The 26408-nt window shown below is 67.0% G+C and carries 22 protein-coding genes; 16 read left to right on the top strand and 6 right to left on the bottom strand.

Annotation, left to right across the window (positions count from 1 at the left end; genetic code table 11):
* The 3 genes from XM50_RS20965 to XM50_RS06775 all read left to right on the top strand — a co-directional run.
* Window positions 1–580 (top strand): cold-shock protein (locus XM50_RS20965; RefSeq protein ID WP_046408487.1); only part of this gene is annotated, 580 nt, incomplete at its 5' end.
* Window positions 581–861: 281 nt separating this feature from the next.
* On the top strand, window positions 862–2682 hold the full coding sequence (locus XM50_RS06780; protein ID WP_443024641.1) for a DUF885 domain-containing protein: 1821 nt from the start codon (window positions 862–864) through the stop codon (window positions 2680–2682).
* 5 nt (window positions 2683–2687) lie between these two features.
* Entirely contained in the window at window positions 2688–3368 is a 681-nt protein-coding gene (locus tag XM50_RS06775; RefSeq protein ID WP_046408448.1) for an HPP family protein, read from the top strand.
* Window positions 3369–3378: 10 nt separating this feature from the next.
* On the opposite strand, the gene XM50_RS06770 is transcribed toward XM50_RS06775, so the two are convergent.
* The 3 genes from XM50_RS06770 to XM50_RS06760 form a co-directional block, all read right to left on the bottom strand.
* The gene (locus XM50_RS06770) at window positions 3379–4101 is read right to left on the bottom strand and encodes a DsbA family protein (RefSeq protein WP_046408446.1); all 723 of its coding nucleotides are present in this window, start codon (window positions 4099–4101) and stop codon (window positions 3379–3381) included.
* On the bottom strand, window positions 4098–5408 hold the full coding sequence (locus tag XM50_RS06765) for a M48 family metalloprotease (RefSeq protein WP_046408445.1): 1311 nt from the start codon (window positions 5406–5408) through the stop codon (window positions 4098–4100). Before XM50_RS06765 ends, XM50_RS06770 begins: the two co-directional genes overlap by 4 nt.
* Window positions 5409–5592: 184 nt before the next feature.
* Window positions 5593–8328 carry an Rne/Rng family ribonuclease gene (locus tag XM50_RS06760; RefSeq protein WP_046408483.1) on the bottom strand — a complete coding sequence of 912 codons (2736 nt, stop codon included), beginning with the start codon at window positions 8326–8328 and terminating at the stop codon, window positions 5593–5595.
* A gap of 468 nt (window positions 8329–8796) precedes the next feature.
* Between XM50_RS06760 and XM50_RS06755 the strand changes: the two genes are divergently transcribed.
* From XM50_RS06755 to XM50_RS06740, 4 genes are all read left to right on the top strand, one after another.
* Window positions 8797–10041 (top strand): N-acetylmuramoyl-L-alanine amidase, encoded by a 1245-nt coding sequence (locus XM50_RS06755; RefSeq protein WP_046408443.1) that lies wholly within the window; start codon window positions 8797–8799, stop codon window positions 10039–10041.
* A gap of 86 nt (window positions 10042–10127) precedes the next feature.
* The gene (locus XM50_RS06750) at window positions 10128–12638 is read left to right on the top strand and encodes a penicillin-binding protein 1A (RefSeq protein ID WP_046408441.1); all 2511 of its coding nucleotides are present in this window, start codon (window positions 10128–10130) and stop codon (window positions 12636–12638) included.
* A 116-nt stretch (window positions 12639–12754) separates the two neighbouring features.
* Window positions 12755–13882, top strand: a complete 1128-nt coding sequence (gene prfB, locus XM50_RS06745) for a peptide chain release factor 2 (protein ID WP_046408439.1) — start codon at window positions 12755–12757, stop codon at window positions 13880–13882.
* 47 nt (window positions 13883–13929) lie between these two features.
* Window positions 13930–14706, top strand: a complete 777-nt coding sequence (locus XM50_RS06740; RefSeq protein WP_082102817.1) for a class I SAM-dependent methyltransferase — start codon at window positions 13930–13932, stop codon at window positions 14704–14706.
* On the opposite strand, the gene XM50_RS06735 is transcribed toward XM50_RS06740, so the two are convergent.
* Window positions 14629–14997, bottom strand: coding sequence for a JAB domain-containing protein (locus XM50_RS06735; protein ID WP_197075442.1), 369 nt, complete (start codon window positions 14995–14997; stop codon window positions 14629–14631). The two genes, XM50_RS06740 and XM50_RS06735, sit on opposite strands and share 78 nt — an antisense overlap.
* 117 nt (window positions 14998–15114) lie before the next feature.
* Here XM50_RS06735 and XM50_RS06730 point away from each other — a divergent pair, with 117 nt between their 5' ends.
* From XM50_RS06730 to XM50_RS06705, 7 genes are all read left to right on the top strand, one after another.
* Window positions 15115–15909, top strand: coding sequence for a thymidylate synthase (locus XM50_RS06730; RefSeq protein ID WP_046408436.1), 795 nt, complete (start codon window positions 15115–15117; stop codon window positions 15907–15909).
* A gap of 66 nt (window positions 15910–15975) precedes the next feature.
* Window positions 15976–16098, top strand: a complete 123-nt coding sequence (locus XM50_RS20960; RefSeq protein ID WP_269430562.1) for a hypothetical protein — start codon at window positions 15976–15978, stop codon at window positions 16096–16098.
* On the top strand, window positions 16088–16579 hold the full coding sequence (locus tag XM50_RS06725; RefSeq protein ID WP_231621885.1) for a dihydrofolate reductase: 492 nt from the start codon (window positions 16088–16090) through the stop codon (window positions 16577–16579). The genes XM50_RS20960 and XM50_RS06725 overlap by 11 nt, the downstream gene beginning before the upstream one ends.
* Window positions 16580–16605: 26 nt before the next feature.
* Entirely contained in the window at window positions 16606–17547 is a 942-nt protein-coding gene (locus tag XM50_RS06720) for a bifunctional riboflavin kinase/FAD synthetase (protein ID WP_046408432.1), read from the top strand.
* Window positions 17548–17579: 32 nt separating this feature from the next.
* The gene (gene ileS / locus XM50_RS06715) at window positions 17580–20432 is read left to right on the top strand and encodes an isoleucine--tRNA ligase (protein WP_231621884.1); all 2853 of its coding nucleotides are present in this window, start codon (window positions 17580–17582) and stop codon (window positions 20430–20432) included.
* The gene (gene lspA, locus XM50_RS06710; RefSeq protein WP_046408431.1) at window positions 20429–20956 is read left to right on the top strand and encodes a signal peptidase II; all 528 of its coding nucleotides are present in this window, start codon (window positions 20429–20431) and stop codon (window positions 20954–20956) included. The genes ileS and lspA overlap by 4 nt, the downstream gene beginning before the upstream one ends.
* On the top strand, window positions 20949–21356 hold the full coding sequence (locus XM50_RS06705) for a DUF3035 domain-containing protein (protein ID WP_046408429.1): 408 nt from the start codon (window positions 20949–20951) through the stop codon (window positions 21354–21356). Before lspA ends, XM50_RS06705 begins: the two co-directional genes overlap by 8 nt.
* Before the next feature lie 21 nt (window positions 21357–21377).
* Here XM50_RS06705 and metC read toward each other — a convergent pair whose 3' ends face one another.
* Window positions 21378–22640, bottom strand: coding sequence for a cystathionine beta-lyase (gene metC / locus XM50_RS06700; RefSeq protein ID WP_082102814.1), 1263 nt, complete (start codon window positions 22638–22640; stop codon window positions 21378–21380).
* Complete coding sequence (locus XM50_RS06695) at window positions 22598–23434, bottom strand: sulfurtransferase (protein ID WP_046408427.1); 837 nt, start codon at window positions 23432–23434, stop codon at window positions 22598–22600. The genes metC and XM50_RS06695 overlap by 43 nt, the downstream gene beginning before the upstream one ends.
* Before the next feature lie 105 nt (window positions 23435–23539).
* On the opposite strand from XM50_RS06695, the gene queF reads away from it, so the two are divergent.
* On the top strand, window positions 23540–23983 hold the full coding sequence (gene queF / locus XM50_RS06690) for a preQ(1) synthase (protein ID WP_046408426.1): 444 nt from the start codon (window positions 23540–23542) through the stop codon (window positions 23981–23983).
* A gap of 124 nt (window positions 23984–24107) precedes the next feature.
* Window positions 24108–26375 (top strand): glycosyltransferase family 4 protein, encoded by a 2268-nt coding sequence (locus XM50_RS06685; protein WP_046408424.1) that lies wholly within the window; start codon window positions 24108–24110, stop codon window positions 26373–26375.
* The last annotated feature ends 33 nt before the right edge of the window (window positions 26376–26408 follow it).

The raw sequence follows: 26408 nt of genomic DNA, 5'->3' as shown, positions 1-26408 counted from the left end.
CGGCGGCGGCGGTGGCGGCTTTGGCGGTGGTAACCGCATGCCGCCGCAGGTCGTCGGCGAGGGTACCGGCGTGGTCAAGTTCTTCAACGCGCAGAAGGGCTTTGGCTTCGTGGTCCGCGATGACGGCGGCGAAGACGTCTTCGTTCACATCTCCGCGGTCGAGCAGGCCGGCCTGTCGGGCCTTGCCGAAGGTCAGCCGCTTGGCTTCACCCTCGTCGATCGTGGCGGCCGCATCTCGGCGACCGACCTCAAGATCGAGGGCGAGCCGATGCCGGTGACCGAGCGCGCACCGCGCGAGGGCGGCTTCGGTGCCGAGCGCGCGCCGCGTGCCGGCGGCGCTGGCGCCCCGCAGCGTCAGCTGACGGGCGAGAAGGCGACCGGAACGGTCAAGTTCTTCAACGCGATGAAGGGCTTCGGTTTCATCCAGCGCGATGATGGCCAGCCGGATGCCTTCGTGCACATCTCTGCTGTCGAGCGTGCCGGCATGTCGAGCCTGAACGAAGGCGATCGCCTGTCGTTCGAGATCGAAGTCGATCGTCGCGGCAAGTATGCAGCGGTCAACCTGTCGACGTCGAGCTAACACCCCGCTTCTGCCATAGGAGAGGGAAGGGCCGTCCGGGGCAACCGGGCGGCCCATTTTCGTTTGCGCCTTCCCCCGCGATGCGGCGTACGACTCAGATGGCGCTCCGGATGAGGGGAGCGACGAGCGGGCCGTTCTGCCTGGGTCCCGCCATATCTTCCCCCGAGAATCGGGAGGCGATCCCCGGATCCGGCGATGCGAGCGATTGTATGACCCGCGACCATTGCCGCGGTGGGGGGACAGGCTCTAGGTGACGCGCAGCCCCATCGAAAGGTCGTCTGTTGCGCCTCGTCCTCCCGCTCCTGCTGTCTGTCGCTATCCCCACGCTCGCCATCGCTCAAACAAGCCCCGCCGCGGCTCCGCGGGCTGCCGTGCCCACCGCTGCACAGGCGGCGGAAGGTGAAAAGCTGCGCCGCTTGTTCGAGGAGAGCAACGAGGCGGCGTTGCGTCGCAACCCGATCGAAGCAATCTCGCGCGGCGACCTGCGCTACGCCGACCGCCTCGGCGACTATTACACCCGCGCCTATGACGAGGCTGAGCGCCAGGCGCTCGTCGACGATCTGAACGCGCTGCGGAAGGTTGACCGTTCCAAGCTGGGTGCCGTCGACCGCATTGCCTACGACGTTTTCGAAAGTGATCGCGCGCGCGACCTGAAGGCGTTTGATCCTGCCTTGCGCCGGATCAGCGACGTCCTGCCGATCAACCACTTTCGCGGCTTTCAGACCTTCTACCCGGAATTCGCCTCGGGTCAGGGGGCTGCTCCGTTCAAGACGACCGAGGATTACGACAACAATCTGAAGCGCAACGCGCAATATGCGGCGTTGGTTGATCGCATGATCGTGCGTGCCCGCGAGGGCATGGCGCAGGGCATCATGCCGCCGCGCCTGGTGGTGCAGAATGTGATCGGGCAGCTCGACAATCTGCTCGCGCCGTCGGTCGAAGAATCCTTGTTCTACGAGCCGGTGACCAAGTTCCCCGATGCGGTGCGCGCGGCGGATCGTACGCGGCTGACGGCGGCTTATGCCAAGCAAGTGCGCGACGTGCTGAACCCGGCCCATCAGCGCCTGCGCGCGTTCCTGCAGCAGGAATATCTGCCCAAGGCGCGCGACACGATCGGCACCTCTGCATTGCCCGGTGGCGCCGCTTATTATGACTATCTGATCGAGAGCAACACGACCCTGCCGCTGAAGGCGGAGGAGGTGCATCAGCTGGGCCTGCGCGAAGTCGCGCGGATCCTGGCGGAGATGGAAAAGCAGAAGGAACACGCCGGTTTTCAGGGCAGCCTTCCGCAATTCTTCCAGCATCTGCGGACCGATGCGCGCTTCCAGCCCAAGTCGGCGGAAGAGATTGCCGCGGGCTATGCCGAGATCGGCAAGAAGGTTGACGCGCGGGTGCGCGAGCAGTTCGCGCTGATCCCGGAAACGCCGCTCGACATCCGGCCGGTGCCGGCTTTCCGCGAGAAGACCGCCGCCGCCGGCTCCTACCAGTCGGGGACGCCCGACGGTTCGCGTCCGGGCATCTTCTATTACAACACTTATGATCTGGCGAACCGTTATCTGTGGGGCATGGAGACGCTGTACCTGCACGAGGCGGTCCCCGGTCACCATTTCCAGATCAGCCTGGCCCAGGAAAACGAGAGCCTTCCCGCCTTCATGCGCTTTGGTGGCAACACGGCCTTTGTTGAGGGCTGGGGCCTCTATGCCGAGACGCTCTATCCCGAACTGGGCGTCGAGACCGATCCCTACCAGCGGATGGGCGGGCTGAACGACGAGATGCTGCGCGCGATGCGGCTGGTGGTCGATACCGGGATCCACGCCAAGGGTTGGACGCGCGAGCAGGCGATCCGCTACATGATCGACAATTCGCCGATGCCGGAGAGCGACGCGACGGCAGAGGTCGAGCGGTACATCGCGATCCCCGGACAGGCGCTTGCGTACAAGATCGGGCAGCTGACGATGTTGCGGCTGAAGGCGGACGCGAAGCAGAAGCTGGGTGCGAAGTTCGACCCGCGCGGCTTCCACGCGACGCTGCTGGATACCGGCGCGCTGCCCATGCCGGTGCTGGAGCGCAAAGTCGCCGACTGGATCGCCAGCCAGCGCTGACCGGGATGGCGATCTTCCACGCAATCCTTGCCGGTGGGACATTGCGCGACCGTTTGGTGGCGAGCGCCGGCGGCGTGATCGGCATCGGGCTAACCGGGGCGCTGGCGCTTGCGCTGCTTCACCCGGTCGGCCTGAGCCCCTGGCTGGTCGCCCCGATGGGCGCGGCAGCGGTGCTGGTGTTCGCGGTCCCGGCGAGCCCGCTGGCGCAGCCATGGCCGGTGATTGGCGGCAACACCATCTCAGCGTTCGTCGGCGTCACGGCGGCCAAGCTGATCCCCGATGTGGCGCTGGCCGCCGGGGTGGCGGTGGGCGGCGCGATCCTGATCATGTCGCTGTGCCGCTGCCTACACCCGCCTGGCGGCGCGGCCGCCCTGACCGCGGTGGTGGGTGGCCCCGTGGTGCTGTCCACCGGATATTGGTTCGCCGTGGTGCCGGTGGGGTTGAATGCGGTGCTGCTGACGCTGGCGGCCGTCGCCTTTCACCGCTTTTCCGGTCATTCCTACCCGCACCGGCCGCCGGCGGTCGTCCAGCATGGCGCGCCGGACCGGGAGGATGTCGACCGCGCGCTGGAGGATCTGAGCGAAACCTATGACATCGATCGCGAGGATCTGACGTTTCTGGTGCAGCGGGCGGTCCATCATGCCGCCGTCCGGCGAGCGGCGCCGCAACAGCGCCGCACGCGGTAGGCCGCTTCGGCTATTTTCCGCGCGCGCGGGCCGCGGCGACGGCGTCCTGCAGGCGGTCGAGCGGCAGCGCTCCGGACAGGACGCGGTCGCCCACCACCCAGGCCGGGGTGCCGGAAATGCCGAGCTTTGTCGCAAGGCCGATGTTGCCGGCGATCTCGGTATCGGCGTCGTCCGGGATCTTGCCGAGGTCGACGCCGGCCGTGCGTGCCGCCGCGGCGATGCTGTCGGCGGTGACCGGCCCGGCGGCATAAAGTGCATTGTGGAACGGCACGAACCGGCCCTGTGCGGCCGCCGCCAGCGATGCTCTGGCCGCATCCCGGCTTTCCTCGGCCAGAATGGGAAGCTCGCGGAAAACGACCCGCACCTTCGGATCGCGTTCGATCAATTGTTCGATGATCGGAAGGCTCGCGCGGCAGTAACCGCAATTGTAGTCGAAGAATTCGACCAGCGTGACGTCGCCATCGGGATTGCCCATCACGGCGCCCTTGTACGGCGTCTCGATGCGCGAGCGATCGGCCGCGATCGCCTTTTCGCCTTCGCGTTCCTGCAGGCGCTGCATGGCCTGGGGGATGATTTCCGGGTTGGCGAGCACATAGTCGCGCACGATCTGTTCGACCCGGCTGCGGTCAGCGCCGGAGAGTTCGCCGGGAGCGGCCCGTTCGGCGAGCCACATGCCGCCCGCGCCGAAAGCGGCGCCGAGCACCACGAGAAGCAGCAATTGAAGGCGGTTCATCGACGCTTCTTCTTGCCGTCTTCGAGTGCGTGCTGAGAGGTCATCGAGATATCCTGTGCCCGGATCCAGTCCGGCGTGTTCTGGGGAATGCCGCCCATCGCATAGCCGGCGCTGATCGCGGCCGTCCGGGCGTCGCCCATCATGCTGGCGCGTTCGGCGGTGGCGAGGGCGGCGCGGGCGGGATCGCCCATGCGGTCATAGACGGTGCCGAGCTGCTGCCACGCGAAGGGGTTCTGATCGTCGCGCGCGACCGCGATGCGCAGCACCTTCTTCGCCTCGTCGTAATTGGCCTTGTCCTCGGTCGCGATCAGCGCGTGGCCGAAGGTGGTGGCGATCAGCGGATTGGTGCGCGAGCCTTCGGTGGCGGCGCGCAGCGGGGCCAGCGCCTCGGTCGGCTTGCCCGCCTCGAGCAGGATCTGGCCCTTGATCTCGAGGAAATAGGGATCGGTCGGCTTTGCCTGCACCAGTGCATCCGCCTCCGCATCAGCCTTCTCGGGGAAGCCGCCGCGATGATAGGCATAGGCGCGCGCATAATGGGCGTAGATGGTCTGGTTGCTCTCCGGATATTTCTGCAGCGCTTGGGCGGGCGGCAGGAGATAGCCGTCGAGCTTTGCCTGCACCCGCTTGAACCGTTCCTCCCAATCCTGGTTGAGCGGCTTGTTCCAGGCGGGCGACGCCTGCAGCGATTCGGAGATGGCGGCGATACGCTCCGACGAGACCGGGTGGCTGAGCATATACTCAACCTTGCGCGTGATGCCGTAGCGATATTCGAGCTGCTGCATCGTCTTGAAGAAGTTGAGATACCCCTTGCCGCTGATGCCGGCGCCGTTGAGGTATTTGACGCCGGCGGCGTCGGTGGACGCTTCCTGCTGGCGCGAGAAGGACAGGTATTTGCCGACGGCGGCCTGCTGGCCAGCGGCGAGGAGCCCGGCGCCAGCCTCGCCCGCGCCCGCCGCCATTGCCGCAAGGCCGAGCACCATCGACAGGATCGTGATGCCGGTCGCTTCCTGATAGCCGCGGCCGGCGAGCGTGACGTGCCCGCCGGTGATGTGGCCCAGTTCGTGCGCGATGACGCCTTGCACTTCGTTGGCAGTCTTTGCCGCCTGCAGCGTGCCGGAGTGGACATAGACGATCTGGCCCCCGGCAACGAAGGCGTTGATCGAATCGTCGTTGACCAGGACGACGCGAACGTCGCTCGGCGACAGGCCCGCGGCGGTGACCAGCGGCGCCGTCATGTCATGCAGGAGCGATTCGGTTTCGGCGTCGCGCAGGATCGACTGCGCCTGAGCCGGCTGTGCCAGCACCATGCAGGCAAGCGTGGCAGCGGCGGCGAGCCGAAGGGCAGACAGGCGCCGCGGGGCGGGAGCGCGACGCGCGGTCGCGTCGCCGCCCCCAGCCTGTTGCTGGGTAGGAACAGCCATGCGCCGGACCCATGCCGATGGCGTCTGAACCATCGCTGAAGCCCGGCGCATCACTGTCCTCACCCGATCGTCATGCGCCGAAGGTGCGCTGCCACCAGCCACGCCGCGGCGTTGCCTCAGCGGCGGACTCTTCGTTGCCCTCGGCAGCCTCGTCGGCCGGCGCTGCGCCATCCGGGCCGCTGCCCGGAACGGCGGCTTCCTCGGTCGCCTGCGGCGGCGGCAGATCGGCGGAGGGCACGTCCACGACCGGCACATCGGCCTTCTTGCGGCGGGTGCGCTTCGGCTTGGCCGGCGCCTCTTCGGCAGCCGGGGCCCCGGCCGGTGCCGCTTCGGCAGCGTCGGCGGCTGGTGCCGCGGCATCGGCCTTCTTGCGGCGGGTGCGCTTCGGCTTGGCCGGTGCCTCTTCCGCGGGCGCAGCCTCTTCGGCGGCCGGCGCGATCGCCTCGATGCCCGGGGTCGGGATCGGTGCGGCGTCTTCCGCGGCCGGTGCGACCTCGACCGGTGCCTCGATGGCCTTCTTCGCGCGTGGACGACGGCGCGTCTTGGGCGCGGGCTCAGCGACGGGCTGCTCAGGCTCGACCGCGACTGGCGCTGCCTCGACGACGGCGGGCGCCTCTTCCGGTGCTTCCTCGGTCGCTACCGGAGCCTCGACCGACGCGGCGTCCTGCTGGTCGCCGTTTTCGGCACCGGCATGCTGGCCATCACCATTCTCACGGCGACGGCGACGTCCACGACGGTTGCGGCGGCGGCGTCCACCCTCGCCCTCGCCATCGTGCGACGTCTCAGCGGCTGCCTCGAAGGCCTCGCCCTCGTCATCCGCCTCGACCGGCTCGTCTTCGGCAAGGTCGGCGTTGGAGGCAGGCACCTCGATCGCCTCGTCGGCGCCCTCGGCATGTTCGCCGCCTTCGCCACCCGAGCGGCCGCGGCGACCACGGCGGCGGCGGCGCTTGCGACCACCCTCGCGCGGTTCATCGCCACGATCTTCCGAGGAGCGCGGCGCCTCGTCCTCGACGAGCACCTCGTCTTCCTCTTCCTCGATCTCCTCGGGGATATCCTCCTCGATTTCCTCGACGGGGGGATCGAACTTAGGCGCATAGGCCGGCGGCGGGCCGGAGGCGATGACCTCCATGCGGGCGCCTTCCTGCTCGCCGTCGGGCAGGATCTCGACCGTCACGCCGTAGCGATCCTCGATCTCGGCAATGTCGGCGCGCTTGCGGTTGAGCACGTACACCGCCGCCTCGACGCTGGCGCGCAGCGTCAGGATCGAGCCGCGGCCGCGTGCGGCCTCGTCCTCGATCAGGCGAAGCGCGCTGAGGCCGGCCGACGACGCGGTGCGGACGAGGCCGGTGCCTTCGCAATGCGGGCAGGGGCGGGTCGACGCTTCGAGCACGCCGGTGCGCAGGCGCTGGCGGCTCATTTCCATCAGGCCGAAGCTGGAGATGCGGCCAACCTGGATGCGGGCGCGATCGTTCTTCAGCGCCTCCTTCATCGCCTTCTCGACCTTCCGGACATTGGAATTGTTGTCCATGTCGATGAAGTCGATGACGACGAGGCCGGCCATGTCGCGCAGGCGCAGCTGGCGGGCGATTTCCTGCGCCGCCTCAAGGTTGGTCGCGGTCGCCGTCTGCTCGATATTGTGCTCGCGCGTCGAACGGCCGGAGTTGATGTCGATCGAGACCAAAGCCTCGGTCGGGTTGATGACGAGGTAGCCACCCGACTTCAGCTGCACCACCGGGTGGTACATGGCGGCGAGCTGATCCTCGACATGGCAGCGCTGGAACAGCGGAATGGGATCGCTGTAATGCCTCACCCGCTTCGCGTGGCTGGGCATCAGCAGGCGCATGAATTCCTTCGCCTGGCGATAGCCGTCGTTGCCCTCGACGATGACCTCGTCGATGTCCTTGTTGTAGATGTCGCGGATCGCGCGCTTGATGAGATCGCTGTCGCCATAGATCAGCGCGGGGGCCGCGCTGGTCAGCGTCTTTTCGCGGATCCCGTCCCACAGGCGGGCGAGGTAATCGAAGTCGCGCTTGATCTCGGTGCGGGTGCGGCTGAGGCCCGCGGTGCGCACGATGCAGCCCATCGAGGGCGGCAGCTCGAGCTCGGCCATGATCGACTTCAGGCGCTTGCGATCGGACGAGTTGCTGATCTTCCGGCTGATGCCGCCGCCGTGCGACGTGTTGGGCATCAGCACGCAATAACGGCCGGCGAGCGACAGATAGGTGGTCAGCGCCGCGCCCTTGTTGCCGCGCTCTTCCTTCACGACCTGGACCAGCAGCACCTGGCGGCGGCGGATCACGTCCTGAATCTTGTAGCGGCGGCGCAGGTTCATGCGGCGCTGGCGCAGTGCCTCGACCTGATCGTCGTTGATGCCGGTGGTCGGGGCCGGGGCGCCTTCGCCCTCCTCGCCCTCGACGGCGTCGAGATCGCCGGCGTCGTCGCCATGCGCATCGTCGACATCGTCATGGATGTCGCCGTCATCATCCTCGGCCGCTTCCTGCTCGGCGCGCAGCTTCGCTTCCTCGGCGGCATGCTCCGCCTCCTCGCGCAGCAGCGCCTCGCGATCCTCCTTGGGGATCTGGTAATAATCGGGATGGATTTCGGAGAAGGCGAGGAAGCCGTGGCGGTTGCCGCCGTAATCGACGAATGCCGCCTGCAGCGACGGCTCAACGCGCGTCACCTTGGCCAGATAGATATTCCCCTTGAGCTGCTTGCGCTCGGCACTCTCGAAATCAAATTCTTCGATGCGATTTCCCTTGACGACGGCCACGCGGGTTTCCTCCCGGTGGCGTGCGTCGATCAGCATGCGCATGGTCATTAGTACGTCTCCACGCGCGCCTCACGCCGCCGGACGGCGGGGGCGCGCGATGATGAATCGGTGCCGGCGCAGTCTGGCCGGGCACGCGGATGGTGGTGGACTGTGCCTTCGTCTGCCGCGCATGGCCGGGCGACACGCCCTGGACCGCTTCCACGCCCGCGCCGCCGGCGAAGGCCGGTCGGAACTGCGGTGCGGGGATATGCAACATGCAAACGTCAACCTGATGGCCCGCACCGGCGCGAATGCCGGCTGGGCGGTGGGTCGGAGGCGGGCGCAATAGGCGACCGCACGCCGATCAATTCAGGAGGTAGCAACTAAGTCATCCTTCGGCAACCGGAACAAGATTGCCGACCGGTCGGCAATAACTTGCCGAACGCGGCGTTAACCGTGGTATGAAACGGTGCCTTGAGAAGCGGCGATTATCCCGACCCGACAGGGAAGAAGGGTTTGCGTACCATGGCTTTTCGCTGGACCGAGAAGCGGCCGGCACGGCATGTACGAGGTATGTCGGTGTTGTTCGCGTTATTTGCCGGCCTGTTGCCGGCCCTGCCCGCGTGGGCGGCACGGGTGGAGCGTGTCGAGGTCGGCGACGACCGGATCACCATCCGCTTTGACGAAGCGGTGCGTGGCGCCTCTAGTTTCATTCTGGATGGACCGCAGCGGATCGCGATCGATATTGATGGCGCGCGGCCGGGCGGGCCGAGCCGCGGCAATGGCGCGGTGACGGCGGTCCGGCAGGGGTGGCGCGGCGCGGATGGCGCGCGCGTGGTGCTGGATCTGGCGCAGCCGATGATCGTGACCAAGGGGTCGTTCGACGACGAGGGGCGCAAGCTGGAATTGTCGCTGCGCGAGGTCGACGGGCGGCGCTTCACCGCGGCGAGCGCGGCCTCTCCGCTGAGCTTCCTGCCGTTCGGCTGGGGAGAATCGCGGCCCAAGTACAAGGTCAGCGTTCCCGTTCCGAAGGCGAAGAAGGCCGTGCTGCCGCGGGTGCAGGGCGATGACAGCCGCCCGCTGGTGGTGATCGACGCGGGGCATGGCGGCAATGATCCGGGCGCGATCAACCCGGAAACGGGGCTGCGCGAGAAGGACCTGACGCTGAAGATCGCCAAGGCGATCCGCGACGAACTGCTCGATTCGGGGCGGGTGCGGGTCGCGCTGACGCGGGATGACGACCGCTATATCCTGCATCGCGAGCGGTTCGGCATCGCGCGGCGGCTGGGCGCGGATCTGTTCATTTCGGTGCATTGCGACAGCGCGGGCAATGTCGAGGCGACCGGCGCGACCGCCTATACGCTGTCTGACGTCGCGTCCGACAAGGAAGCGGCGCGGCTGGCCGCGCGCGAGAACAAGGCGGACATCATCGCCGGCGTCAATCTGGACGAGGATTCCGACGTGTCGTCGATCCTGATCGACCTGACGCAGCGGGAGACGATGAACGCATCGGCCGGCTTTGCCCGGTTGCTGGGGCGCGAGGCCAAGCCGTTGATCCCGACCAAGCAGAATTTCCATCGCATGGCATCGCTGCTGGTGCTGAAGGCGCCGGACATGCCGTCGGTGCTGTTCGAGACGGGCTATATCTCCAACGCGCAGGACGCAGCCTTCCTCGACAGCCGCGAGGGGCGCGAGCGGGTGGCGCAGAGCGTGCGGCGCGCGGTGGAGGTGTATTTCGCGCGGCGCATGACGCAGACGGCGGCGCGCTGATCACCGTCGCAGGCGCCCGCATTGTCGTAGTTTTCCGCGGCCTTGTTGCCAGCCGCATGGCCGCTGCCTAAACACCGGCGCTGCGTATGGCGTCTGACTCTCCCGAACCGATCAAGCTGGCAAGTCGCGGGCCCGGCTTTCGCCAGACCCTGTCCGACCTGTGGCAGCGGCGCTGGTTCAAGGCGCTGGCGGTGCTTGCCGCGATCGGCCTGCTCCTCGCGGGCGGTGGCTGGTGGTTCATCACTCGCGACCTGCCGTCGGTGGAGCAATTGCGGACCTATGAGCCGCCGTTGCCGACCAACGTGCGCGCGATCGACGGCTCGCCAATCTATTCCTATGCCCGCGAGCGCCGGGTCGAATTGTCGTTCAACGAATATCCCAAGATGCTCGTCAACGCTTTCCTGGCGGCCGAGGACAAGACCTTCTTCGAGCATCATGGCGTCGATTATCCCGGCCTTGCCGGCGCGGTGATCGACTATGTGTCGAAGCTGGGCAGTGGGCAGCGCGCGCGGGGCGGATCGACCATTACCCAGCAGGTCGCCAAGAACCTGCTGATCGGCAACGAATATTCGCCCACGCGCAAGATCCGCGAGGCGATCTTGGCGTGGCGTATCGAGGATACGCTGACCAAGCCGCAGATCCTGGAATTGTACCTGAACCAGATCTTCCTGGGTCGGAACGCTTATGGCGTGGAGGCGGCGAGCCATGCCTATTTCGACAAGGAGCTGGACCAGCTGAACCTTGCGCAGATGGCGTATCTTGCCATCCTGCCCAAGGGGCCGGCCAATTACGATCCGATCCGCGATACCGAGCGGGCGATCAGCCGCCGCAACTGGGCGCTGGGCGAGATGGAGCGCAACGGCTTCATCACCGCGGCGCAGCGTGCGGAGGCGCAGGCGCAGCCGATCGGCGCGATCGTCACGCGGGTGCCCAAGTTCGAGCGGGTCGGCGGCTATTTCGTCGAGGAGGTGCGCCGCGAGCTGATCGACAAGTTCGGCGAAACCGCCCGCGACGGGGCCAACAGCGTCTATTCGGGCGGCCTGTGGGTGCGCACGTCGATGGACCGCGGGGTGCAGGAAGCGGCGGCGCAGGCATTGCGCGACGGCCTGCTGCGCTACGATCGTGGCCGGGGTTTCTCCGGGCCGCTGCGCAAGGTCGAGATCAAGGGCGACCGCTGGCAGTCGGCGCTGCTCAATACCAACGTCACGCTCGACTATAATGACTGGCGGCCGGCGATCATCATCTCGCGCGATGCGTCCGCTGCCCGAATCGGCTTTGCCAACGGGACGGAGGGCGTGCTGCCGCGCGCGGCAGCGCAGATGCCGGTGCGTGGCCAGGCGACGCCGGCGTTCGGCACGCTGGAGCCGGGCGACATCATCGCCGTGGCGCCGCAGGGCGGGCAGTTCGCGCTTCGCTCAGTGCCCAAGATCTCCGGCGGGTTCGTGGTGCAGGAACCGCAGTCGGGCCGCATCCTGGCGATGCAGGGCGGGTTCGACGCGTCGCTCCAATCGTTCAATCGCGCCACGCAGGCGATGCGCCAGCCGGGGTCGACCATCAAGCCGATCGTTTACGCCGCCGCGCTGGAGCATGGCATGACGCCGGCCTCGATCATCGTCGATGGGCCGTTCTGCGTCGACCAGGGCGCGCGGCTGGGCCAGAAGTGCTTCCGCAACTTCGGCAATTCGCGCGGCGCGGGTCCGCGGACGATGCGCTGGGGCGTGGAGCAGTCGCGCAACCTGATGACGGTGCGCGCCGCGGCGCAGACTGGCATGGCGAACGTCGTGCGGCTGATGAAGGCGATGGATATCGGCGACTATCAGCCGTATCTTTCCTATGCGCTGGGTGCCGGCGAGACGACCGTCATGAAGATGGTCAACGCTTATGGCGTGCTGGCCAACCAGGGGCGCTGGCATTCCCCGACGCTGATCGATTTCGTGCAGAACCGTCGCGGCCAGGTGATCTGGCCGGAGAATTGGCGCGCCTGCGACCGCTGCAACATGCCCGATTGGGACGGCAAGCCGATGCCGCGGCCGATCGCGCGCGGCAAGCAGGTGCTCGACGCCATGTCGGCATTCCAGATGGTGCATATCGCCGAGGGCGTGATCCAGCGCGGCACCGCGACGACATTGCGCGACCTGAACCGCCCGATTTTCGGCAAGACCGGCACCAATTCTGGGCCGAAGGACGTGTGGTTCATCGGCGGCACGCCGCAAATGGTGGCGGGCGTTTACATCGGTTACGATTCGCCGGTGAACCTGGGCGGTTATGCCCAGGGTGGCACGCTGGCGGCGCCGATCTTCAAGCAATGGGCCACCAAGGCCTATGAGGGGATGGAGGTGCTGCCGTTCCGCGCGCCGCAGGGCATTCGCATGGTGCGCGTCGATCGCGCGAGCGGACGCCCGGTGTTTGGCGCCTGGCCGAGCGGCAACGATCCCAAGCCGGCGGTGATCTGGGAAGCGTTCAAGCCGCAGGCGGAAGGCCGCCGCGCGGTGCGCCGTACCGGGGGCGCGCCTGCCGTCAGCGCGTCCGCGACCGCCGAGGCGAAGAAGCAGGCCAGTGACAGCGACTTCTTGCAGCGAGAGGGCGGCATCTACTAAGTCGCCGCTTTGTTATTTAGATCGTCATCCCCGCACCACGGGAATTCAGTGGCCGACCGCGCCATATCGCTGGATTCCCGCACCCCGCTGGTCTGACGGATGATTGGAGAATCACCATGCGCGCCGAAGCGCAGGCCCATGTAGCGACGATCAACGAGGCGCTCGCCCTGCTGCGGCGCAGCCTCGACTGGGATCGTGCGCTCAGGCGCCTCGACGAACTCAATGCGCGGGTCGAGGATCCGACGCTGTGGAACGACCCCAAGGCCGCGCAGGACGTGATGCGCGAACGCCGCCGGCTGGACGAGTCGATCACCGCGACGCGCACGATCGAGCGCGAGCTGAGCGATACCGCCGAGCTGATCGAGATGGCCGAGGCCGAGGGCGACGAGGAGATGGCGTCCGAGGGCACTACCGCACTCGCGCAGCTCGCCGAGCGGGCGCAGAAGGACAAGGTGAAGGCGCTGCTGTCGGGCGAGGCCGACGCGAACGACACCTATATCGAGATCAACGCCGGCGCCGGCGGCACCGAAAGCCAGGACTGGGCCGAGATGCTGCAGCGCATGTACACGCGCTGGGCAGAGCGGCACGGCTACAAGGTCGAGCTGATCGACTATCACGCCGGCGAACAGGCGGGGATCAAGTCAGCGACGCTGCTGGTGAAGGGCGAGAACGCCTATGGCTATGCCAAGGTCGAGAGCGGTGTTCACCGCCTCGTACGCATCAGCCCGTATGACAGCTCCGCGCGTCGCCACACCAGTTTCTCGAGCGTGTGGGTCTATCCGGTGATCGACGATTCGATCGATATCGAGATCAACGACAGCGAGCTGCGTATCGACACTTATCGTGCGTCGGGCGCGGGCGGGCAGCACATCAACACGACCGATTCGGCGGTGCGTATCACCCACTTGCCCACCGGCATCGTGGTCGCCTGCCAGAACCAGCGGTCGCAGCACAAGAACAAGGCGGAGGCGTATAATCAGCTGCGTGCCCGCCTGTACGAGCATGAGCTGCGCAAGCGCGAGGAAGAGGCCAATACGGTCAATGCGGCGAAGACCGACATCGGCTGGGGCCACCAGATCCGGTCCTATGTGCTGCAGCCGTATCAGCTGGTGAAGGACCTGCGCACCGGCACGACCTCTACCTCGCCGGGCGACGTGCTCGACGGTGATCTCGACGATTTCATGGCGGCGGCGCTGGCGCAGCGCGTGACGGGTGAGGCGGTCGAGGTGGAGGACGTCGACTGAGCGTGACCGACGCCCATTCTCCCACCTTCCGGCGCCGCGGGGGCGCGATGGCGCTCGCGCTGCTGTTGCTGGCGGCGTGCGACGGTGGCGAGCCGCTGATCCGCAAGGACCCCAAGGAGCCCGGTCCGTTCCCGGTCGCCGACCGGCCGGTGGCGACGATCGTCTCGTCGCGCTGGTCGAACGAGGAGGCGCGCGACCGGTTGAACGAGGCGGGGGCGGTGATGGCCAAGGCTGCGATCAAGCCGGGCATGACCGTCGCCGACATTGGCGCTGGCGAAGGCTATTACACCATCCGCCTGGCGCAGAAGGTGGGTGAGGACGGCCGCGTTCTGGCGCAGGACGTGATCCCCGCGGTGCGCGACATGCTGGCGGAGCGCGTGGCGCGCGAGCGGCTGGACAATGTCAGCGTCAAGCTGGGCGAGGGGGCGGACCCGAAGCTGCCGGAAAACAGCTTCGACCGTATCTTCATGGTGCACATGTATCATGAGATCGCGGAGCCGTATGAGTTCCTCTGGCGGATGCGCCCGGCGCTTCGCCCCGGCGGTCTGGTGGTGGTGGTGGATGCGGACCGCCCCACCGCCAATCACGGCACTCCGCCCGCCCTGCTTCGCTGCGAATTCGCCGCGGTCGGTTATCAGATGGTGACGATGACGCCGATGGCGTCGGCCGGCGGTTATTTCTCGACCTTCCGCGCGGTCGGCGAGCGGCCCGAGCCGAAGGATATCAGGTCGTGCCGCCTGTCGCCGTCACAAAAGGCCGCGGGCGCGGAAGCTGACCATGGCGTCGCCAGCCAGCACGAGATGGTCGACCAGCCGAATCCCTAGGCTGCTCAGCACGTCCGCGACGCGGCGGGTGGTGCGGAAATCCTCCGCCGTTGGCTCTGGATCGCCCGAGGGGTGATTATGCGCCATCACGATCTCCCGCGCGCCCATGGCGAGCGCGACGCCGACCACGGAGCGAAGCGGCACCTCGACCGAGGCCATTTCGCGTGAGGACACATGCTGGAGCCCCAGGGTTGCCCCGGCGGTGCTGAGAAAGACGAACGCCACCGATTCGTGCCGCGCCCCTGCCAGGCTTTGAAGGTGCTGCACCGTGGCAGGGTCGAGATTTTGCATCTCCTTCGTTTCTGGAGCGTGCAGAGCATGGCGCAAGGCCATGTCTCCGTTCCGGTGCAATCCCGTAACGATCGTGCGATGCTTCCAACCGTCGTTGCGGGGATGTAGGCCGCTGTCATGCGCCAATACCTAGACCTCATGGCCCGCGTGCTCGATTCGGGCGCGGAGCAGATGGACCGAACGGGCACGGGGACGCTCAGCGTCTTTGGTCATCAGATGCGCTTCGATCTGGCCAGGGGCTTTCCGGTGCTGACCACCAAGAAGCTGCACCTGCGATCGATCATCATCGAGCTGTTGTGGTTCCTGCGCGGCGACACCAACGTCCGCTGGCTGCAGGATCGCAAGGTCAGCATCTGGGACGAATGGGCCGACGAGAACGGCGATCTCGGCCCGGTCTATGGCAAGCAATGGCGCGACTGGGTGACGGCCGACGGGCGGCACATCGACCAGATCAAGGGGGTGATTGAGGACATCCGCACCAACCCCGCCTCGCGACGGCAGATCGTGACCGCGTGGAACCCGGGCGACCTCCACGCCATGGCGCTGGCGCCGTGCCATTGCCTGTTCCAGACCCATGTTGCGAACGGGCGATTGTCGCTGCAGCTGTACCAGCGGTCGGCGGACATCTTCCTTGGCGTGCCATTCAACATCGCGAGCTACGCGCTGCTGACGCACATGCTGGCGCAGCAATGCGGGCTGGAGCCGGGCGAGTTCATCTGGACCGGGGGCGATTGCCACCTGTACGCCAACCACCTCGATCAGGCGCGGCTTCAGCTGACGCGCGAGCCGACCGCGCTGCCGCGGCTCGAAATCCTGCGCAAACCGCCAGCGATCGACCAATATGAATATGAGGACTTCGTGCTTCACGGCTACGAAGCACAGGCGCATATCAAGGCGCCGGTCGCGGTATGACCTTGCAATTCACCTCCGGTTCAGCGATATCGACTACAAGCGTAGTCGAAGGCTTGGGAGGTCAGGATGCGCGAATATCTCATTACCATCAGCACGGCGACCCTGGCGGCCCTGCTGCTGCAACTTGGCAGCCCGCCGGCACCGTCGAACGCTGCCGACCCGGCGCCGGCGCAGGGCCATGCCCGCTAGCATGACCGTGCCGGTCACCTTGTCGCTGCATCTGGCGCGGGCGGCCAATGGCGTCATCGGCCGGGATGGCGCGCTGCCGTGGCATCTCCCGGCGGACCTGAAGCGGTTCAAGGCGCAAACGATCGGGCGGCCGATGATCATGGGGCGCAAGACGTTCGAGAGCTTTCCCGCGCCGCTGCCCGGCCGCCGCCACATTGTCCTGACCCGCGACCGCGCCTGGCAGGCTGCAGGGGCGGAGGTCGCGCACAGCCCGGAGGAGGCGCTGGCGCTCGCCGGGGGCGATGCGGCGGTGATCGGCGGGGCGGATGTCTTCGCGCTGTTCGCCGACCGTGCCGAGCGGGTCGAGCTGACCGAGGTTCATTCAACGCCCGAGGGCGATACGATCGTCCCGCCCTTCACCGGGTGGCGGGAGATATTCCGCGAGGATCACCCGGCGGACGGCGATCGTCCCGCCTACAGCTTCGTGACACTGGTGCGCTGAGGCACGTGCCGCTATGCGCCGCTGCAATGGAGCGGCAGGGACCCATCAGGCTGGACGCGCGCGAGGCGTTGCCCGAGGCATTGCGCGGCGCGATCGTGGCGCTGGGCAATTTCGATGGCTTTCACCTGGGGCATCAGGCGGTGGTGGGCCGCGCGGTCGAGCGTGCGCGTGCCGAGGGGCGCCCCGCACTGGTCGCGACGTTCGATCCGCATCCGATGCGGTTCTTCAAGCCCGATACGCCCTGGTTCCGCCTGACCACGCTGGAGCAGCGGGCCGAGCTGATGCAGCAGGCCGGGGCCGACGCGCTGCTCGTCTTCACCTTTGACGCGGCGCTGGCAGCGGAATCGGCCGAGGCGTTCGTTCGCTCGCGCCTGCTCGAGCAGATCGGCGCGGCGGGCGTGGTGACCGGCGCCGATTTCACCTTTGGCAAGGGGCGCTCGGGCGATGTCGGCCTGCTGGCGACGCTGGGGCAGGAGCTCGGCTTTTCGACCGATACCGTCGGGGCAGTGACGCTGGATGGCGAGAAGGTGTCGTCCACCAGCATCCGCGCCGCGCTGCGCGAGGGGCGGCCGCGCAACGCCGCCCGCTTGCTGACCCGGCCCTTCACGATCCGCGGCGAAGTGCGCCATGGGGACAAGCTGGGGCGCGAGATCGGCTATCCCACCGCCAATGTCGATCTCGGCAATTACCTGCGCCCGGCGTACGGCATCTATGCGGTGCGCGTGACGCTGGAGAATGGGCGCGTGGTCGATGGCGCGGCCAATCTGGGGATTCGGCCGAGCTTCGATCCGCCCAAGGAGCTGCTGGAGCCGTACCTCTTCGATTTTTCCGGCGACCTGTACGGCCAGACGATCGACGTCGCGCTGATCGACTATCTGCGGCCGGAGGCGAAATTCGACTCGCTTGAGGCGCTCAAGGCGCAGATGGCGGCGGACTGCGACCGGGCGCGCGAATTGCTCGCGCGCTAACCCTTCTTGCAGGGAGGGGAGGTAAAGCCGTAATGCGCGCGGCACCCATGGCCGACGATACACCCTCCGCACCGACTGCCGATCCCAAGGATTGGCGCGACACTGTCTTCTTGCCGAAGACCGACTTCCCGATGAAGGCGGGCCTGCCGCAGAAGGAGCCCGCGATTCTCGAGCGGTGGCAGCGGCTGGGCCTGTACCAGCGGCTGCGCGAGCAGCGCGCCGACCGTGAGACGTTCATCCTCCACGACGGCCCGCCCTATGCCAATGGCGACATGCACATCGGCCATGCGCTGAACCATATCCTGAAGGACATGGTGGTGCGCACCCAGACGTTGCTGGGGAAGAACGCGCCTTACGTTCCCGGATGGGATTGCCACGGCCTGCCGATCGAGTGGAAGGTCGAGGAAGAATATCGCAAGAAGAAGCTGAACAAGGACGAGGTGCCGCCGGCCGAATTCCGCGCCGAATGCCGCGCCTATGCCCAGAAATGGGTCGATACGCAGCGCGAGCAGCTGAAGCGGCTGGGCGTCAATGGCGACTGGGACAAGCCGTATCTGACGATGGACTTCGCCGCGGAAGCGACGATCGTGTCCGAGCTGATGAAGTTCGCCGAGACGGGGCAGCTGTATCGCGGCGCAAAGCCGGTGATGTGGAGCCCGGTCGAGAAGACCGCGCTGGCCGAGGCCGAAGTCGAATATGAGGATGTGGTGTCGACGCAGATCGACGTCGCGTTCGAAATCATTGAGGCGCCGAACGCGCCGGAGCTGGTCGGCGCACATGCGGTGATCTGGACCACGACGCCGTGGACGATCCCGGTGAACCAGGCGCTCGCCTATGGTCCGGAGGTCGAATACGTCCTCGCCCGCTTTGACGACATGGTCGAAGGGCCGCGCACGCTGCTGGTGGCGCGCGATCTGCTGGAAAGCTTCGGCGCGCGGATCGGGCACCCGGTGGTGGTGAAGATTGGTGATGCGGCGGGCACGGTGACGGTGCTGGCGGCGTTCAGCGGCGAGAAGCTGGCGGGCGCGGTCGCGCGTCACCCGATGCATGAACTGGGCGGCTTCTTCGCCAAACCGCGCCCGTTCCTGCCGGGCGATTTCGTCACGACCGATGCGGGCACCGGCCTCGTCCATATGGCGCCTGACCATGGCGAGGACGATTTTGAGCTGTGCAAGGCGCATGGCATCGATCCGGTCTTCGCGGTGGATGCCGGCGGCATGTACCGTTCCGACTGGCTGTGGCTCGGCGGGCAGGGCAGCGTCATCAACAAGAAGTTCGTCGCCAGCGATGGCCCGATCTGCGCCGACCTGCGTGAAGCCGGCGCACTGGTCGCAGCGAGCGACGATTTCAAGCACAGCTATCCGCATTCGTGGCGCTCCAAGGCGAAGGTGATCTTCCGCTGCACGCCGCAATGGTTCATCGCCGTCGACAAGCCGATCGAGGGTGGCGACACGCTGCGGCAGAAGGCGGTGGCCGCGATCGCCGCGACTCGCTTCGTGCCCGAGAAGGGGCGCAACCGCATCGGCGCGATGGTCGAGGGGCGGCCGGACTGGGTGATCAGCCGGCAGCGCGCCTGGGGCGTGCCCATCGCCTTGTTCGTGCATCGTGCGACGGGCGAATTGCTGGTCGACCCGGCGGTGAACGCGCGCGTCGTCGAGGCCTTCCGCGAGAAGGGCGTCGATGCCTGGACCGACGAGGCGACGGCTGGCTTCCTTGGCGAGGGGCGTGATCCGGCAGATTACGAGCGGGTCACCGACATTCTCGACGTGTGGTTCGATTCGGGCTGCACCCATGCCTTCGTGCTGGAAAGCGGGCGCTGGCCGGAATTGTCATGGCCGGCGGACCTGTATCTTGAGGGGTCGGACCAGCATCGCGGCTGGTTCCAGTCCTCGCTGCTGGAAAGCTGCGGCACGCGCGGGCGGGCGCCGTACGATGCGGTGCTGACGCACGGCTTCACGATGGACGCCAAGGGCATGAAAATGTCCAAGAGCCTCGGCAACACGATCAACCCGCTTGATCTGATGCGCGATTACGGCGCGGACATCCTGCGGCTGTGGGCGCTGTCGGTGGATTTCACCGAGGATCACCGCATCGGCAAGGAGATCCTGGCCGGCGTCGCGGACCAATATCGCAAGTTGCGCAACACGTTCCGCTACCTGCTCGGCGCGCTCGACGGGTTCGACGAGGCGGAGAAGCTGCCGGTCGCGGAATGGCCCGAGCTGGAGCGCTATATGCTCCACCTCGTCCATGCGCTGGACCAGCAGCTCAAGCGCGCGATCGCCGATTACGACTTCAACGGCTACGTCCGCCTGCTGAGCGATTTCGCCAACGAGGACCTGTCGGCCTTCTTCTTCGATATCCGCAAGGATTCGCTTTATTGCGACGCCCCGGACGACGTGAAGCGCCGGGCGTATCGGACGATGCTCGACGTGCTGTTCCACGCGATGGTGCGCTGGGCGGCGCCGGTACTGGTCTTCACCGCCGAGGAAGTGTGGCAATCGCGCTTCCCGAGCGAGGATAGCTCGGTGCACTTCCTCGACTGGCCCGAGCTGCCGGCGGAAGCGGGCGAGGACGTCAGTGCGCGCTGGCTCGAGGTGCGGCGCCTGCGCGAGCGGGTGACCGAGGCGATCGAGCCGCTGCGCCGCGAGAAGATCGTTCGCTCCAGCCTGGAAGCGGACGTGACCGTCACCGACACGCCGCTGCCGGTCGACCAGCTGGCCGAGGCGTTCATCGTGGCGAAGGTATCGCCGGGCGATGAGGTGACGGTGAGCCGGACCGATTATCACAAATGCGGGCGCTGCTGGCGCCTGCTGCCCGAGCTTGTCGAGGACAATGCGCTGTGCGCGCGCTGCGCCGATGTGGTGAGCGACGAGGTGCCGGCGTGAAGCGCAGCGTGCCTGTTGCCGGCCTGGTGCTCGCGGCGGCGGTGTTCGTGCTCGACCAGCTGATCAAATGGGTGGTGACCGGGCCGCTCGGCATCAACTTCCTGGGTGCATCGCGCGAGATCGTGTCCTTTTTCGATCTTCGCTTCGTACAGAACATGGGCGTGAGCCTGGGGCTGCTGCGCGCGGAGAGCGAACTGGCGCGCTGGGGGCTTGTGGTGATGACCGCGGCGATCGCCGGTGCCGTCACCTTCTGGATGTGGCGCGAGGAGAAGGCGGCGGACAAGCTCGCGCTTGGCCTGGTGCTGGGCGGGGCGCTCGGCAATATCGTCGACCGGGTGCGGTTCGGCTATGTCGTGGACTTCGCCGACCTGCATTTCGGCGAGTGGCGGCCGTTCCTGGTGTTCAACGTGGCGGATGCGGCCATCACCATCGGCGTGCTCATTCTGCTGGTGCGCGCGCTGCTGATTCGCGATAAGCCCACGGCAAAGCCTGACAAGATGGCTTCGGAGAATGTGAATGCGTAAGTCGATTGTCATGGGCGCTGGCCTTGCGGTGCTGCTGGCCGGATGCGCGAGCAACGGGCTCAATCGCGACCGTCCCGACGAATTCGCGGTGGCGCGTCAGCCCTCGCTGATCATCCCGCCCGATTTCGCGCTGGTGCCGCCGACGCCGGGTGCGGCACGCGTCCAATCGGCCACCGCCGCGCAGGCGCAGACGCTGGAGGCGCTGTTCGGCAACGCTCCGCGCAGCGCGGGCGAGACGGCGGTCATCCGGGCGGCAGGTGACGATTCGGCCGAGGCGGGGATCCGCTCCTCCGCAGGTGATCCCGAGACCAACGTCGTCGACAAGGGGCAGACAACCCGCGACATCATCGCCGCGCCGGAAGGCGACGGGCAGGACGCGCGCGCGAACGCGCCCCGCTGAGCGATCATGCCGCTGTCCGGGTCAGCCCCGGACGGCGGCGAATCGCTCCAGGCCGGCCGCGAGGTCGGCGATCAGATCATCGCTGTCCTCCAGCCCGATCTGCAGCCGCACGACGGGGCCGGCGAAGTCCGGCCGTGTGGCCGTGCGATAATTGCCGGGGTCGACCGGGATCGCCAGGCTCTCGAACCCGCCCCATGAATAGCCGATTCCGAAATGCCGCAGGCCGTCGATCAGCGCGGAGCGTGCCGCTTCGCCGCCGCCGGCGAGCACGAACGAGAACAGGCCGCTCGACCCGCGAAAATCGCGCGTGAAGATGCCGTGCCCCGGACACGACGGCAGCGCCGGGTGCAGCACCCGGTCGACCTCCGGCCGGCCCTCCAGCCATTGCGCGATCTTTAGCGCGCTGGCCTGATGATGGGCGAGGCGCACGGCCATGGTGCGCAGTCCGCGTGAACCAAGCCAGGCATCGTCGGGGCTGACCACCTGGCCCAATTGGAAGCTCGTCTCGCGCAGCTTTCGCCAGTGCGGCGCGGTCGCGGTGACGCTGCCCAGCATCACGTCCGAATGGCCGACCACATATTTGGTGCAGGCGAGGATCGACAGGTCGACGCCCTGTTCGATCGCGCGGAAATGCAGCGGCGTGGCCCAGGTATTGTCCAGCAGCGTGGTGACGCCGCGCGCCCTGGCGGCGGCGACGATGGCGGGCACGTCCTGCACCTCGAAGGTGAGGCTGCCTGGGCTTTCCATGAAGATCGCCCGCGTGCGCTCACCGATAAGGTCGGCGATCCCGGCACCGATCAGTGGATCGTAGAAGCGCGTGCTGATGCCGAAACGCTTCAGCAGGCCGGTCGCCATCGACCGCGTGGGATCATAGGCCGAATCGGTGAGCAGCAGTTCGTCGCCGGGCGAGAGCACCGACAGGAGCGCCGCCGCGATCGCCGCTACGCCGGAGGGATAGAGGAACGTTGCCTCCGCCCCCGGTTCCAGTTCGGTCAGCGCCTCCGCCAGACTCCATTGTGTCGGCGCGCCGCGCCGCCCGTAGAACAGGCGGTGGTGCGTGTCGCGCCCGCCGGCGGCGCGCAGATCGCCCACCGTATCGTAGAGGTGAGTCGACGCGCGCCAAACCGGCGGATTGACCACGCCCTGCGTCCATTCCGGCCGTCGGCCGGCAGTTACGACGCGGGTGGCATCGCCGATCGGTTTGTGGTTGCCCTCGTGATCGTCGTCCAAGCGATCGGCGCTCACTGGCCGGTTTCCTTCGGCGTCGTCGGATCGGCGCCCCATTCCGCCCAGCTGCCGTCATAGACGGCGATCTCGCGGCCAAGCAGGTGTCCGGCGAAGGCGATCACCGAGGCGGTGACCCCCGATCCGCAGGTCGCGACGGTCGGCCGGTCGAGATCGATGCCGTCATCGGCGAAGATCTGCGCGAGCTCGGCGCCGCGCTTCCACGTTCCATCGTCGTTGAAGAAGCGCGTGTAGGGAAGGTTGATCGATCCCGGGATGTGCCCCGGCGTCACGCCCGGGCGCGGTTCCGGTTCCGCGCCGGCAAAGCGGCTGGGCGTGCGGGCATCGAGGATCTGTTCGCTGCCGTTCGCCACGATATCCTTCATGTCGGCGAGCGTGCGGATCAGCGCGCCCTGCGTTGGCGGGGTGAGGTGGCGTGCCTTGGGCGGGGCGGCCTCGCTGATCACCGGGCGCCCCTCGGCGCGCCACTTGGCAAGGCCACCGTCGAGCAGCGCCACGTCGGTGATCCCAAAGCTGCGCAGCATCGCCCAGCCGCGCGCCGCCGTGTGGTGCGGCGACTGATCGTACAGGATGATCCGCGTGCCATCGCCAATGCCGAGCCGCGAGAGCCGGCTGACGAATTTCTCGCGCGGGGGCAGCATCATGGGGGCGGCGGCGTCGGTATCGACGATCTCGGCGAGGTCGAGGAAGACCGCGCCGGGGATGTGCGCCTGCGCATATTCCGCGGCGGCATCGCGATCTTCGGTGGGCAGGAACCACGTGCAATCTGCGATCCTGACGTCGGGGTCAGCGATTGCGGTGGCGAGCCATTCGGTTGAAACCAGTGCGTCCATGGCGTTCCCTTAGCGAGCGGGCCGTGCGAAGTCGAAACAGCCGGTGGCGGTGCAGCGATGCCCCGGAACTGGCGCCGCCGCGCGGGTGCCACTATCTCGCGGCGCATGACACTCCATCTCGGCAAGGCCACCCCGCTCCCCCAGGCTCCGGAAGAAGCGGTGCTCGACTATGTTCCCAACCCGCGTCCCGGCCGCAATTACCTGATCCGCTTCGTGGCGCCGGAGTTCACTTCGCTCTGCCCGGTGACGGCACAGCCGGACTTCGCGCATTTGGTGATCGATTATGTGCCGGGCGAGACGATCGTCGAGTCGAAGTCGCTGAAGCTGTTTCTCGGCAGCTTCCGCAATCACGCGGCCTTTCACGAGGATTGCACCGTTGGCATCGGCGAGCGGCTGGTCGCCGAGATGAACCCGGTATGGCTGCGCATCGGCGGTTACTGGTATCCACGCGGCGGGATCCCGATCGATGTTTTCTGGCAGACCGCCGCCCCGCCGGCCGGGCTGTGGGTGCCGGATCAGGGGGTCCCATCGTACCGCGGGCGCGGCTGAACGGTATTGGTAGCTTCCGCATCTTGCACCGCAGCATAAAACGCAACCAAGCTGCGGTTCGCCCGTTGTTGCGGGTTGAACGCTTTGTGAACAGGGCGTCTTTCTACCAGCGAAGGCAAGTGAGATGAATCAGGCGGTCGCACTCGACGGCATCAAGCGCATTGCCCTCATCGGTAATTTCCTGCCGCGCAAATGCGGATTGGCGACCTTCACTACCGATACCTACAATGCGATGATCAGCCGGTTCCCGGATCTTTCCGTGGACGTCTATGCGATGGATGATCATGTCGGCCGGTACGATTATCCGGCCGCGGTGACGGGGACGATCCCGCAGCAGGATCGGTCCGCCTATCTGGAGACGGCGCGCAAGATCGAGGAATCGGGCGCGCAGGCGATCTGGGTCCAGCACGAATATGGCATCTATGGCGGTGCAGCGGGTGAGCACATCCTCGCGCTGCTCGACCGCACCACCTTGCCGTTGATCGTGACGCTTCATACCGTGCTGGAGAAGCCCAGCGCGGACGAGCGGTCGGTGATGGAGGGGCTGCTGCGGCGCGCCTCCAAGGTGATCGTGATGGCGGAGCGCGGCGTGGACATCCTCACTCGGGTCTATGGCGCCAATCCGCGTTCGATCGTGATGATCCCGCATGGCGTGCCCGACCGCGAATTTGCCGACCCCGACAGCTTCAAGCCGCGCTTCGGCTGGGAAGGGCGCAAGATCATCCTGACCTTTGGCCTGCTGGCGCCGGGCAAGGGGATCGAGACAGTCATTGAGGCGATGCCGGAGGTGGTCGGCCAGCATCCCGACGCGATGTACGTGGTGCTGGGCGCCACGCACCCGAACCTTGTCGCGCATGAGGGCGAGCGATACCGTGATTCGCTGCGTGCTCTGGCGTCGGAGAAGGGTGTCGGCGACAATGTCGCCTTCATCGACGCCTTTGTCGAACATGACGAGCTGATCGACTATCTCCAGGCGGCCGACCTCTACGTCACGCCCTATCTGAACCCGGCGCAGATCACGAGCGGAACGCTTTCCTACGCCGTAGGCGTCGGCAAGGCGGTGATCTCCACTCCCTATGTGCACGCGACCGAGATCCTGGGTGATGGGCATGGCGTGCTGGTCGATTTCCGCGACGTCGGTGCGTTCGCGCGCGAGATCAACAACCTCCTCGGCAGCGAGCGTAATCGCACCCGTCTGTCGCAGCGCGCCTATGAGCGTGGCCGCACCATGACGTGGTCGCGGCTGGCGGAGCGCGCCATGAGCGAGATCGCGAGCATCATCGACGGTCGACCGCAGCGGATCGGTGCGCCCGCGCCGATCAATCCGCTCGCCCCCGACATCGCGGCGGTGGAACGGATGAGCGATTCGACCGGGATGCTGCAGCATTCGATCTATTCGGTGCCTGATCGCCGCCACGGTTATTGCATCGACGACAATGCCCGCGCGCTGATCCTGATGAGCGCGATCGACACGCTGGACGAGGCGACGCGCGACAAATGGACGACCGTCTATGCCTCCTTCGTCCAATATGCCTGGAACCCGGAGAAGCGGCGCTTCCGCAATTTCATGAACTTCGACCGGACCTGGTGTGAGGAGACCGGTTCGGAGGATTCGAACGGTCGCGCGCTGTGGGCTCTGGGGGTCACGGCGCGCGACGCGCGCACGCGCAAGCATCGCGACTGGGCGACGATGATGTTCGACATGACCGCGAGCCTGGCATTCGATCTGGGCAGCCCGCGCGCGCAATCCTTTGCGATGCTGGGCGCGGCGGCGATGTTGGAGGCGTCGCCCGGACACCAACTGGCACATGCGATCCTGTCGCGCTTCCCTGACGAGCATATGGCGCTGCTCGACACGGCGCGCCGCCCGGACTGGGTGTGGTTCGAAGTGGTGCTGGCGTATGACAACGCCCGCCTGCCCGAAGCTTTGATCCGCGCGGGCAAGGCGCTGGGCCGTCCGGAGGTGGTGGAGACCGGCCTCGAGACGCTCGACTGGATCATCTCGCAGCAGAAGAGCCCGGAAGGGCGCTTCCGCGCGGTGGGATCGGAGAGTTTCGGGCGCGCCTATGAGGCGCCCTTGCCGTTCGACCAGCAGCCGCTGGAGGCGCAGGCGACGATCGAGGCCTGTTGCGCGGCGTATAGCGCGACGCGTGACGAGAAATGGCGGATCGAGGCGGAGCGCGCCTATGGCTGGTACCTTGGTCTCAACGACCTCGATCTGCCGCTGGCGTCGGTCCATGACGGCGGTTGTTTCGACGGCCTGATGCCGACCGGGCTCAACCGCAATCAGGGTGCCGAGTCGATCCTCGCGCTGCAATTGTCCAGCTGCGCGATTTCGGGGCTTTCAAAGGTGGCCCCAAGCGTGGCAGGGACGGGCCGCGCCGTCGCTTAAGTCACCGCTTTTCCACGGCGTCGACCAACGGAC

It is taken from the genome of Sphingomonas sp. Ag1 (genome assembly GCF_000980895.1).
GTDB classification, from domain to species: Bacteria; Pseudomonadota; Alphaproteobacteria; order Sphingomonadales; family Sphingomonadaceae; genus Sphingomonas; species Sphingomonas panaciterrae.
This window is presented reverse-complemented; position numbering and strand designations above follow the sequence as displayed.

What these genes read in the sequence shown, in the direction of transcription:
- XM50_RS06750 (WP_046408441.1), top strand. Translation starts at nt 10,128, where the DNA reads ATGGCGTCTGACTCTCCCGAACCGATCAAGCTGGCAAGTCGCGGGCCC.
- queF (WP_046408426.1), top strand. Translation starts at nt 23,540, where the DNA reads ATGACACTCCATCTCGGCAAGGCCACCCCGCTCCCCCAGGCTCCGGAA.
- XM50_RS06730 (WP_046408436.1), top strand. Translation starts at nt 15,115, where the DNA reads ATGCGCCAATACCTAGACCTCATGGCCCGCGTGCTCGATTCGGGCGCG.
- XM50_RS06770 (WP_046408446.1), bottom strand. Translation starts at nt 4,101, where the DNA reads ATGAACCGCCTTCAATTGCTGCTTCTCGTGGTGCTCGGCGCCGCTTTC.
- XM50_RS06765 (WP_046408445.1), bottom strand. Translation starts at nt 5,408, where the DNA reads ATGGTGCTGGCACAGCCGGCTCAGGCGCAGTCGATCCTGCGCGACGCC.
- XM50_RS06705 (WP_046408429.1), top strand. Translation starts at nt 20,949, where the DNA reads ATGCGTAAGTCGATTGTCATGGGCGCTGGCCTTGCGGTGCTGCTGGCC.
- XM50_RS06760 (WP_046408483.1), bottom strand. Translation starts at nt 8,328, where the DNA reads ATGCTGATCGACGCACGCCACCGGGAGGAAACCCGCGTGGCCGTCGTC.
- XM50_RS20960 (WP_269430562.1), top strand. Translation starts at nt 15,976, where the DNA reads ATGCGCGAATATCTCATTACCATCAGCACGGCGACCCTGGCGGCCCTG.
- ileS (WP_231621884.1), top strand. Translation starts at nt 17,580, where the DNA reads ATGCGCGCGGCACCCATGGCCGACGATACACCCTCCGCACCGACTGCC.
- XM50_RS06775 (WP_046408448.1), top strand. Translation starts at nt 2,688, where the DNA reads ATGGCGATCTTCCACGCAATCCTTGCCGGTGGGACATTGCGCGACCGT.
- prfB (WP_046408439.1), top strand. Translation starts at nt 12,755, where the DNA reads ATGCGCGCCGAAGCGCAGGCCCATGTAGCGACGATCAACGAGGCGCTC.
- XM50_RS06735 (WP_197075442.1), bottom strand. Translation starts at nt 14,997, where the DNA reads ATGCAAAATCTCGACCCTGCCACGGTGCAGCACCTTCAAAGCCTGGCA.
- XM50_RS06740 (WP_082102817.1), top strand. Translation starts at nt 13,930, where the DNA reads ATGGCGCTCGCGCTGCTGTTGCTGGCGGCGTGCGACGGTGGCGAGCCG.
- metC (WP_082102814.1), bottom strand. Translation starts at nt 22,640, where the DNA reads ATGGGGCGCCGATCCGACGACGCCGAAGGAAACCGGCCAGTGAGCGCC.
- XM50_RS06720 (WP_046408432.1), top strand. Translation starts at nt 16,606, where the DNA reads ATGGAGCGGCAGGGACCCATCAGGCTGGACGCGCGCGAGGCGTTGCCC.
- XM50_RS06755 (WP_046408443.1), top strand. Translation starts at nt 8,797, where the DNA reads ATGGCTTTTCGCTGGACCGAGAAGCGGCCGGCACGGCATGTACGAGGT.
- XM50_RS06685 (WP_046408424.1), top strand. Translation starts at nt 24,108, where the DNA reads ATGAATCAGGCGGTCGCACTCGACGGCATCAAGCGCATTGCCCTCATC.
- XM50_RS06725 (WP_231621885.1), top strand. Translation starts at nt 16,088, where the DNA reads ATGCCCGCTAGCATGACCGTGCCGGTCACCTTGTCGCTGCATCTGGCG.
- XM50_RS06695 (WP_046408427.1), bottom strand. Translation starts at nt 23,434, where the DNA reads ATGGACGCACTGGTTTCAACCGAATGGCTCGCCACCGCAATCGCTGAC.